7 protein-coding genes are annotated in these 10,898 nt (G+C 68.1%); 2 read left to right on the forward strand and 5 right to left on the reverse strand.

The features are described from left to right. Together VFE28_17325 and VFE28_17330 are read right to left on the reverse strand one after the other, a co-directional pair. Positions 1-1,611: prolyl oligopeptidase family serine peptidase (locus tag VFE28_17325; GenBank protein HZM17761.1), on the reverse strand; the 1,611-nt coding region annotated here is incomplete at its 3' end. A gap of 24 nt (positions 1,612-1,635) precedes the next feature. Continuing rightward, positions 1,636-3,024 (reverse strand): glycoside hydrolase family 47 protein, encoded by a 1,389-nt coding sequence (locus VFE28_17330; GenBank protein HZM17762.1) that lies wholly within the window; start codon positions 3,022-3,024, stop codon positions 1,636-1,638. A 188-nt stretch (positions 3,025-3,212) separates the two neighbouring features. Between VFE28_17330 and VFE28_17335 the strand changes: the two genes are divergently transcribed. Then, positions 3,213-6,218 carry a GH92 family glycosyl hydrolase gene (locus tag VFE28_17335; protein HZM17763.1) on the forward strand — a complete coding sequence of 1,002 codons (3,006 nt, stop codon included), beginning with the start codon at positions 3,213-3,215 and terminating at the stop codon, positions 6,216-6,218. 271 nt (positions 6,219-6,489) lie between these two features. Then, positions 6,490-7,161: a hypothetical protein gene (locus tag VFE28_17340; protein HZM17764.1), complete on the forward strand. Its 672-nt coding sequence runs from the start codon at positions 6,490-6,492 to the stop codon at positions 7,159-7,161. 102 nt (positions 7,162-7,263) lie between these two features. On the opposite strand, the gene VFE28_17345 is transcribed toward VFE28_17340, so the two are convergent. The 3 genes from VFE28_17345 to VFE28_17355 all read right to left on the reverse strand — a co-directional run bounded on the left by VFE28_17345 (position 7,264) and on the right by VFE28_17355 (position 10,777). Beyond that, positions 7,264-8,556 (reverse strand): hypothetical protein, encoded by a 1,293-nt coding sequence (locus VFE28_17345; protein HZM17765.1) that lies wholly within the window; start codon positions 8,554-8,556, stop codon positions 7,264-7,266. Between the two features lie 133 nt (positions 8,557-8,689). After that, on the reverse strand, positions 8,690-9,466 hold the full coding sequence (locus VFE28_17350) for a DUF4412 domain-containing protein (protein HZM17766.1): 777 nt from the start codon (positions 9,464-9,466) through the stop codon (positions 8,690-8,692). Between the two features lie 90 nt (positions 9,467-9,556). Further along, positions 9,557-10,777 (reverse strand): DNA polymerase IV, encoded by a 1,221-nt coding sequence (locus VFE28_17355; protein HZM17767.1) that lies wholly within the window; start codon positions 10,775-10,777, stop codon positions 9,557-9,559. Between the last annotated feature and the right edge of the window lie 121 nt (positions 10,778-10,898).

Below are 10,898 nucleotides of genomic sequence, written 5' to 3' on the forward strand. Positions count from 1 at the left end.
GCGCGTCGAGTCCACGATCCCAGCTTCGATCAACCAGTCGGTCGCCTTCATGACGTCGGTGAACGGCTTGTCGCCGTGGGCGCCGAGGATGGATTCGCAGAAGGCTTGTCCGGCCCCGGTCGAGCCGTGGAAGTTGACCAGGGCGACAGCGAATCCCCGCGAGGCGAGCAAGGCACCGTTCCAGCGGTAGTGGAACTGGTCGATCCAGGCCCCGTGGGGGCCGCCGTGGAGAACCTGCAAGAGTGGCACCTTCTGTCCCGCCGCAGTTCCCGGCGGCAAGACGACGAACATCTGGACAGAATCGCCGCCGGCGCCCACGAAAGTCACGTCACGCACGCTGCCGAGGTCGAGCTGGGCGAGCCAATCGGAGTTGAAGTGCGTGAGCTGCCGGGCAGCGCCGCCATCCCGTCGCGCCGTCCACAGATCCGCCGGCTCGGTGATGCTGTCCTTGGTGTAGAAGAGCTCGCCCTTCGCCCCCAAAGCCACGTTCCCCGTGTTGCCACCGCGGACGAGGAGCTTCGGCATGCCGCCGTCGATTCCCAGGGAGTAGAGATGCGAGCGGCCGCGCTCCACGGCATGGAAGAACAAGGTCTTGCTGTCGGCAGAGCAGACCCAGCCGCTCGCCTGACCATCCCAGTTCGGGGCGAGCTCGACGATCTTGCCGCTCTTGCGGTCGTAGCGCGCCAGGCGCTGGAAGTCCGGGTCGATCTCGGGGCGGCGGTTGCGGCCGAAGACGATGTAGCGGCCATCGGACGTGTAGCGCGGCCGCGCATCATCGGCAGGATTGTCCGCCGTGAGACGTCGCGGCGTGCCTCCCGTCGCCGGGATGACGAGGACGTCGCTGTCGAGGGAGCGATAGGGCGGTTCCGTGATGTTGGCGCTGAAGGCGATCTCGCTCCCGTCCGGGGCGATGTCCCAGGTGCCGCCCGGATCCATGAGATCCATGTAGCGGTTGGAGCCGGGAAGGAGATCGGTGCACTTGCGCGTCGCCAGGTCGAGGCGGAAGAGATGGGGCACCATCCCGTCGGTGAGCGGGTGGTCCCAGTAGCGCCACAACCGGTTCTCGCTGCGCTGCGCTTTCGTCTTGTCCTGCTTCTGCTCTTCCAAGCGTTTCTTCACCGCCGGGAAGTCGTCGTTCAGATCCGGCCAAGTGGAGGCGAGGAAGGCGATGCTCTTGCCGTCGGGGAACCAGCGTGGATCCGACACCGCCACCGGGAGCTGCGTGACACGCTCCGGCTCGCCGCCATCGAAGGAAAGCAGGTAGAGCTGCGCCGGATCGTCCCCGCGCTTGGAGACGTATGCCAGCTGCCTGCCGTCGGGACTCCAGCGCGGGCTCGAGTCGGGACCCTCGTTCGTGGTGAGCCGGCGCGGCGGTGTCTTCCCGGCGGCGTCCACCACCCAGAGATCGCCCTGTCCTTTGTTGTCCGCGACCACATAGGTGGTGACGGTGAAAGCCAGCCAGCGGCCGTCGGGAGACGGAGCCGGCCCCCCGACGCGCTGCACGGCCCAGAGATCCTCTGCGGTCATCGGACGCTTCGGCGCCGCCGCCGCCGTCATCATGCTGGCGAGGACGAGCCCCGCCGCGATCCATGTCGCCATGCGCTGCCTCATCGCGCTCGCCTCCTCGAGAACCCTCTACCACGTACGTCGTAGCGGGTGTGCTTCGGTGTTGAAGACGGCGCCCTCGAGCGCCGGCACTGGTTCCGGGGTGAAGAGAAGGTAGAGATACTTGAGTGTCTCTGCCAGGAAGTAGCTCGGCATCAGATCACCCTTCTCCTTGGTGACCACGTCCTTCAAAGTCGTGTAGCCAGCTTCGGTGCGACAATGGATGGTGAGACCGGAGAAGAAGTCGCGGCCCATCTCGAGATAGGAGGGATCCTGCGTCGCGCGGTAGAGGGTGAACGCCGATTCCATGATCTCCGGGCGTAGGGGATAACCGGCGTGCACCACGCGCATGGCACGATAGTCGAGGACTTCAGGCTCGATGCCGTGCAGGCCCCACATCGCGGAGCACGAGGTCTGCAGGCGCCGGGCCCGGTCGAGGTCGCCCGCCAGCGCCAGCACGGCGGGGAAGAAAGCGTGCAATGCCCCGAACTCCGTCGCCGTGCGCTCACCTGTCTCCATGTCCGCTTGTCCGTACCAGAGCTGGCCCTTGACCTCGTCGGCCAGAACCTCGTCGAGGGCGCGGCGGCTCGCCTGCCACATCCTTTCGCAATCCGTGTCGCCGAAGAGGAGCGAGCACTTGAGGAGGTACTCGTAGTAGGAGTCGATGCCACCGCCCACGTGGCTCGCCCGGCTGGTCCAGGCGCCGGTTTCGACATCGATCTCCTCGCCCACGAGACCGAGCTTCGACCGGCGCTCGTACAGCTGGACGAGGGCGCGTTTGGCTTTGTCGTAGAAGACCGGCTTCTTCGTGAGCTTGCTCAAGGTGCCGAACTCGAGGAGGAGCGTGCCGATCTCAGCCGGATTGCTGCGCGGCCCCGACACCGCGCCCGTCCGCAGGTTGACGAACATGTAGGGCATGCCGGTGGGCGACTCGAAGACCGGTAGGAGCCGCGTCCCCAGATCCTCGGCGAGCGCGAGCAGGCGCTTGTCGCCGCTCAGCTGGTAACTCGAGAGCAGGCCGCCCAGGAGACGGATGGTGATCTCGAAGTTCTTGACCACGATGTCCTTGTCGAAGGAGAGCTTCTCCACGATCAGGTTCTTCGCCTTTTCCGCCTCCGCCGTGCACCCGAGCAGGAGCAACGCATCCAGGGCGTCCACCGGCGTCATGTACAGCGATGCGCCGTACCAGTCGCGGCCGTTCTTGCTCAGGGGACGGAGCTCGTCGTGTCCCCAGGCGTATTGCTCGTAGGCATGCCAGGAGAAGAGGAGCTCGGAACGCACCTGCGCCGCCAGCGCGGCGCGGTCGATCGTCGGCGGCTTCGGGGGAACGTTGACGGGTGGCTTCGGTTCAGCCGCTGCCCCCGCCGTGAATGCGGCGGCGATGCAGAGTACGAAGAGTGAGTCGGCGAGCTTCGACACGGAGCAACCTCGAGGCGACGTGGCGACGAACCGGGCGCCGTGCTGCCGGCGCTCCATCCTTCTCGCAGCTTCGTGTCCTCACTATAGCACGCGCCGGCGGTCCCGATGCCGCGCTCGCGCCGGCCATCGCCCTCCTCCTGTACGATACTGCCCGGTGAACGAACCGAATCGTCGAGGTGCAGCACTAGATGACGCCCGCCATCCGTCTCGCCATGCTCGGCTGCTTCGCTTGGCACGCTCTTGTGCCGCAGGTGTCGACGGCGGCAGCGACGGCCACGGCGCCGCCGGCCGATTGGGCTCGCTACGTCGATCCCTTCATCGGCACGGGCGAACACGGCCACACCTATCCCGGAGCAACGCTTCCCTTCGGTATGGTGCAGCTGAGTCCGGATACGCGTTTGAGTGGTTGGGATGGGTGCTCCGGTTATCACTTCAGCGACAGCGTCATCTACGGCTTCTCCCACACCCACCTGAGCGGCACCGGGATCCCCGACTACGGCGATATCCTGTTCATGCCACGGACGGGAAAGCCGCGCTGGAAGAACGGTGCAGGTGGCCCCCCCGGCACGGGCTACGGCTCCTCGTTCGACAAGTCGAGCGAACGCGCCGAACCGGGCTGGTACGCCGTCGAACTCACCGACACGAAGATCCAGGTGGAGCTCACGGTGACCGAACGCGCCGGTTTCCATCGCTACCGCTTCCCCGCCGGCGAACCCGCTCACGTGCTCGTCGACCTCGCCCACCGGGACTCGGTGCTCGACGCGGGACTGCGCATCGTGAGCCCGAGCGGCATCGAGGGCTGGCGGCGCTCGAGCGCTTGGGCGCGCGATCAGGTGGTCTACTTCGCCGCCCGGTTCTCGCGACCTTTCAGCCGCGCCACCCTCGCCACGGACGACCAACCCAGCCTCGAGATGAACGAGCTGCAGGGCAAGAGCGTCAAGGGCATTTTCGCCTTCGGTGCAGAAGGCGGCGAGCTCCTGGTGAAGGTCGGCATCTCCGCCGTGGACATCGACGGCGCTCGCCGCAACCTCGAAACCGAACTTCCTGGCTGGAACTTCGAGGCGGTGCGCTACGCCGCGCGCCTGCGCTGGGACGAGGCGCTCGGTCGCATCGAAACCACGGGCGGCACGGAGGAGCAACGGGTCGTCTTCTACACAGCGCTGTACCACAGCCTGCTGGCGCCCAATCTCTTCTCCGACGTGGACGGCCGCTACCGCGGCATGGATGGGGCCATCCACACCGCCGAGGATCGCCGCCAGTACACGGTGTTCTCGCTCTGGGACACCTTCCGCGCTGCGCACCCGCTCTACACGCTGATCGAGCCGGAGCGAGCCGGCGAGTTCGTTGCCACCTTCCTGGCGCAGGCCGAGCAAGGAGGCCGCCTTCCGGTGTGGGAGCTGGCGGGCAACGAAACGGACTGCATGATCGGGTACCACTCGGTGTCGGTGATCGCCGATGCCTGGAGCAAGGGCATCGGCGGCTTCGACGCCGAGCGTGCGCTCGACGCCATGGTCCACACCGCCAACCTCGACCACTTCGGTCTCGACGCATACAAGCGCCAGGGCTTCATCGGTGGCGAGGACGAACCCGAATCGGTGTCGAAAACCCTGGAGTACGCCTACGACGATTGGTGCATCGCCCAGATGGCCGCCGGCCTCGGCCGCGACGATGTGGCCCGGGAATTCGAGTGGCGTAGCCAGGGCTGGCGGCACCTCTTCGATCCGGAAACGCGCTTCTTACGCCCGCGCCGCAACCAGCGCTGGCTCTCCCCCTTCGACCCCCGGCGCGTGGACCTCAACTACACCGAAGCGAACGCCTGGCAGTACACCTTCTTCGTCCCTCACGACGTACCCGGCCTCATGGCCGCCATGGGAGGCGAAAACGCCTTCGTGGCCAAGCTCGATTCCCTCTTCCAGGCCGAGAGCCACACCACCGGACGCGAGCAGGCCGACATCACTGGACGCATCGGACAGTACGCCCACGGCAACGAGCCGAGCCATCATGTCGCCTGGCTCTATCATTACGCCGGACGGCCGGACAAAAGCGCCGAGCGCGTGCGGCAAATCCTGAGCAGCCTCTACGGCATCGGTCCCGCGGGGCTCTGTGGCAACGAAGATTGCGGTCAGCTCTCGAGCTGGTACGTGCTCGCCGCCATCGGCCTGTACCCCGTCTGTCCGGGCGCGAACGAATACCTCGTCGGCGCCCCGCTGTTCGACGTGGTCACCCTGCACCTGGACGACGATCGCACCTTCCGGATCCTTGCCCGCGGCGCGACGCAGCGGCCGTACATACGCAGCGCCCGCTTGGACGGCAAACGCCTCGAGCGCTCCTTCCTCCGCCACCAGGAGATCCGGCGGGGGAAGGAGCTCGTGCTCGAGCTCGAGCCCGCGCCCGGTTCGGATTGGGGCCGTCCTCCTGCGGCGCGGCCCGGTGCGCACGAAAAGCCCAAGGAGAAGGACATTCCTCTCCCCGCGCCGTTCGTGCGCGCCACGTCTGATGTCTTCGCCGACAGCCTCGTCGTCGCCCTCGGCTGCGCCGACCCGAGTGCCACGCTCCTCTGCGCGCGCGAGGATCCGTTTTCTACCCCAGTGGCGACACCCGCCTCCAGCGGGTGGACGCGCACCCGGAAGCCTTTCGTGCTGCGCCAGAGCACGCGACTCCGACTGCTGGCGGAAAGTGGCGCTCGGCACAGTCCCGTGGTCGAAGCCGTCTTCCATCGACTGCCGCATCGCTGGGAAGTGCGCCTGGAGACCTCGCCGAACCCGCAGTACACCGCCGGCGGCGCGTCGGCGCTCGTGGATGGTCTCCGCGGTGCCTCGAACTGGCGACTCGGCGGCTGGCAGGGCTACCAGGGCGTGGACTGCAGTGCGATCGTGGACCTGGGGACGACGCAGCGACTTCGGCGGGCTGGAGCCAGCTTCCTCCAGGACGTGGGGTCGTGGATCTGGATGCCGGCGGAGGTGGTGATCTCGGTGTCGAGCGATGGGCGGCGCTTCCGCCAGGTGGCCCGCTTGAAGCACGAGGTCCCGGACAAGGAGTACCGCATCGTCCAGGAAGACCTGACGGCGGAGCTCGACGGAGTGTCGGCGCGCTACATCAAGATCGTGGCCCGCAACTACGGTACGATCCCCGCCTGGCATCCCGGCCATGGCAGCGGCGCCTTCATCTTCATCGACGAGATCCTCATCGAATGAGGCACGGGGCAGTTCCGAAGAGAGGCCGGCTTCGAAGCTCGGGGCGTCTCCGGTCCCCGGGTCGGAGCTGACCCCGAGGCCCCTACCAGACCGTGCAAGTTGGGGGATTTGCCCCCTCACCGCGAGACCGCCGCCGATGGCGCCTGGCGCCCGCAGCGCACACCTGGGTATACTTTCGCCACGGATCCAGTCACGGTTCGCGCGGACACCTCCCCCGGGGGGGAACTTCTGCATCGTATCCATTGGGCCCAACAGCAACAGGAGACACAGCATGCGCATCGCAACTGCTGCCGTGATGAAGCGCGGGGTATGGGCTGCCGCCCTCGTTCTCGCCCTGGCCTTTGGCGCGAACGCCCAGCTCATCAACGAGGTCGATTCGGACCAAGCGGGCAACGACGCCGGTGAGTTCGTCGAGCTGTTCGGGACGCCCGGCACGTCGTTGACCGGTTTGGTGATCGTCTTCTTCGACGGTTCTAGCGACCTGTCGTACGCTGCCTTCGATCTCGACGGTTTCTCCCTCGACGCCAACGGCTTCTTCGTCCTGGGGAACTCGGGTGTCCCAGGTGTCGACATGACCTTCAGCAACAACACCCTGCAGAACGGCGCCGACGCCGTGGCCCTCTACGCGGCGAACGGAAGCAACTTCCCCAACGGCACGGCGATCACGCTCACCAACCTCCGGGATGCCCTGGTGTACGACACCAGCGATGCCGACGACGCGGGACTGCTCGCGTTGCTGAACGCCAGCCAGCCGCAAGTGGACGAGAACGGCAGCGGCACGGGCACCGCCGTTTCCATGTCGCGCTGCCCTGACGGTGCCGGCGGCGCCCGCAACACCACGGCGTACACGCTGCAGGCCCCGACACCGAACGCAGCCAATCCCTGCACGGTGCCCGTGGGTCAGGAGACCTGGGGGAGGGTCAAGACCTACTACCGGGATTGAGAGGCGGCGGCGTCTCGGTTGATCAGATCAGCGGAGCCACACCATGCCGGGGTCTTCGGGCTCCGGCATTTCTTTGCGAGGTCAGGGGTCGCAACGTGCGCGTCACTCCGGCTCCGCCCGCCGCTCGAGCAGGGCGAGGGCTTCGACGTGGGTGGTGCGCGGGAAGAGATCGACGAGGCGCAAGCACCGCAGCTCGAAACGCGCGGACAGCAGCTCCAGGTCGCGGACGAGCGACTTCGGATTGCAGGAGACGTAGAGCAGCGTCGGGAAGCGCAGGGCGCCGAACTGTTCGATGAGACCAGGGGTGAGGCCGCGCCGCGGCGGGTCGACGACGACCACATCTAGATCGCGAGCAGACGGTCCGATGCCTCCAGGTTGGGACCGGACGCCACGGCCAGACTCGTTGCGTGCCGGTCCCTTGCTCGCGGTCAACCCGAGCCGAGGGAGCACGGTCTCGACGGCGCCACCGACGAAGCGGAGGTTCTTCTCGAGTCCATTCCGTCGCGCCGCCTCGACTCCCTCGCGCACCGCCGCGTCGTTGCGCTCCACCGCCAGGACCTTCGCCCCCCGTCGCGCCAGCCGCAAGCCGATCGGCCCGAACCCGGAGTAGAGGTCAGCGATGCGTTTCCCCTTCACCTCCCCCAGGAACCTGCCGATTTCGCCGTAGAGCACCTCGGCCTGCGCGTTGTTCACCTGCACGAAGGTGGCGAGGGAGGTGCGGAAGGCGAGCCCATCGCCATGCTCTTCGAGCCACTCGCGCCCGGCGAGTCGGCGCACCCGGCCGCCGAGAATGACGTTCGTGCGTTCCGGATTGAGGCTCTCGACCACGCCCACGAGACCCCGGTTGGCGAAGCGCTCCCACAGACCCTGGGCGAGGCGGGCCACCGCAGGGTGACCTTCTTCCCGCACCACGAGACCAGCGAGAAGCTCCTCCGTTCCCATGCCGACCCGGGCCACGAGATGGCGGAGCACACCACGGTGCGCGATCTCGTCGTACACGGGGACGCGCAAGCGCTGGACGAGAGCCCGCGTCTCGAGAGCCAGTTCCAGCAGGAGGGGGTGCTGCACCGCGCAGGTCTGGAGGTCGACGATGCGATGGCTGCCGGGTTCGAAGAAACCGCAGACACAACGCCGCCCCCGCCGAGCGAAAGGCAGCTTGAGGGAGGTGCGCCAGAAAAGCGGCTGCCGCGCTCCGAGGATGGGAAGGACCTCGGCGCCACGAAGCGCCGGCGTTGCCGCCACCAGGGAGCGGAACGCGGCCTCCTTCCGCTCCAGCTCGGCGGTGTAGTGCAGGTCCAGCTCGCTGCAACCGCCACACGGCCCGAAGTGCGGGCAGAAGACGGGGCCCCGCGTTCGGGGCTCCACCGCCCCGAAGTGCACCATTCCCGGCTTCACCGGGTCGGCGCTCCGAGATCGCCGTGTTGCACCCTGCCCGCCGCGCTCGTTCCGCCTCGACTCCAAGAAGCCGCCTCCTTCCGTCTAGTAAAGATCGGTGCCCGCCCCAGGGAGTTCCACGCTCGCGGCGGATTCAGCGGGCGCCGCGCGGTGCGGCCCCGGTGTCGGCGCCGGTCGTGGCGGAATCGGCGCGCACGAAGCCGGTTGGAACCGTGAACAAGGCGTCCGGGAGATCCTTCTTCTCGACGCGGAAGACGGTGTTGCTCTCGATTTCGGTCACCGCACTGCGCCGATCGCCGGCGCGCTGCACCCGCGTCTCCACCCCGAGGACGATGCCCTCGGGGCGCCGCCGGAGCCTCCCGGAGCCGATGCTCTCGATGCTTTCCAGCGCCCGCCGGTAGGCTTCGTAGCCTGCCGCAGGCACTTCCAGGTTCCGGGCGATCCAGATCTGCTGCTCCACCAGCTCCTCCGCGCCGAGGATCGTCCGCTTGCCGTAGTAGTGGTAGCGGTCGCACGCATTGCCGGCGATCGACGTCTCGCCTTCCACCTTTTCGAAGGACTCCCCACTCTCTCCGCTCCCGGTTCCGCCGACGGCAGAGTCCACGCGAGCCTCCCACTCCTGGAGCGGCATTTCCTTGTAGGTCTTCTCGGCGGGATTCAGGAGCACGATGCGATCCCGCACCAGATCGAGAATGGTGTGACCGCTCGGATGGGAAACGCGGACGCGACGCGCCGTGACATAGGTCACGATCGTGTCCACCTCCGCCACCTGACTCTGCGTGTGCGTCTCGTAGAGGACGATGCCCGGCTGCGACGCCGGCGGCGGAGTCGCGGCAGCAGCGGGAGTTTCCGCCAGCACCGAGTGTTGCAAGACGACGACCGCCCCTGGCAGCGCCAGGACTCGGAGCACCAGGACACCGGTGCACCGCCGTGGCCTCGCGCTCGAGCGCCGGCGGCGGGGAACGCGATCGCAGCTCGCTGCAAACACCATGTGTCGAAGCTAGCCGACGGGAGCGCCGGCGGCAACGTCGTCGGCCGCGCGCGGCACCAGCAGCGCGCTCCCGCGCACGACGGCGTCGCCATAACGAGCGCGCACGCGGTCGGTGGCCCGCTGCAGCCGGCGCAGCCTCGCCTCCCCATCGGGCTGGAAGAGGTCGAGCTGCAGCGACTCCGGCGCGAGGGCAGTGGCCCTGAGCGTCAGCCGGCGGACGCGCACGCGGCGCACGTAGGCGGAAGCGAGGGCTGGCCGCGCCGCGGCGAAGAGCCGGGCATCGAGATGGGTCGCCGCGAGGGTTGCCTGGCGGCGGACGCTGACGCGATCGGAATGTTCGAGTTCCACCGAGAGCCGTCGCGTCGTCCAGCAGCGCAGGCGGAGATCGGCACCGAGGCGCGCACACAACCCGTCCAGCTTCGCCTGCAGATCATCCCAGCGCAGCAAGTCCGGCTCGAACGTCTCCCCTTGCTCGAGCGCCGGCTGTCGGCGCACCGGCAGCACGGGGGAACGGTCGATGCCTCGGGCTGCTTCGGCGAGACGCCGGCCCGCGGCGCCGAACACCGCCTCCAGCACCACCGCCGGGAAGCGCGCCAGGTCCCCTACCGTCGGCACGCCCATGTCGCGGAGCCGGTGGCCACAAGCTTCCCCCACGCCGGGCAGGCGCTCGATGGGCTGGGGGGCGAGGAAGCTCTCCTCGTAACCCGGAAGAACGTCGAGAAGGCTGTGCCGCTTCGCCGCCGAGGAGGCGAAGCGGCTGACGAGCTTGTTGCCCGCGACGCCGATGGACACATCCAGGCCGATCCGAGCGCGGACATCGCGTTGCAACCGGCGGCCGGCGTCGAGCGGCTCCCCCAGCAAACTCTCGCAGCCCGTGTAGTCCACGAACGCTTCGTCCATGGCGGTGGCCTCGACGCGCGGCGAGTAGCTCTCCAGCACCGCCAGCAGCTCTCGCGAGGCCCGGCGTGCGTACGCCCAGTCCACCTGCACGAGCACCGCGCCGGGAGCGCGCCGCGCCGCCTGCTGCATCGTGAGCCCGGGATGCACGCCCGCGGCGCGTGCCTCGTAGGAAGCGGAGACGACGCTGCCGCGGTTCAGGATGTTGCCGACGATGACCGGACGATGGCGCAGCGAGGTGTCGCGCTGCCGCGCCAGGGAGGCGAAGAAGTCGTCCGTGTTCACGTGCAGCACGTGACGCGGTTTGTCCGCCCCGGCCAGGAGCGCCGCCATGTCCACTCTCCCTGGACGGAGCCCGTTGCCGCGGGGCTGCGTCAGAGCCACGCGCGCCGCGGAGCTGCCCCTCAGAGCGCCGAGCGCACGCCGATCACGACGCCGCGCACGCGCAGCGACT

It is taken from the genome of Candidatus Krumholzibacteriia bacterium, from assembly GCA_035649275.1.
Taxonomy (GTDB): Bacteria; Krumholzibacteriota; Krumholzibacteriia.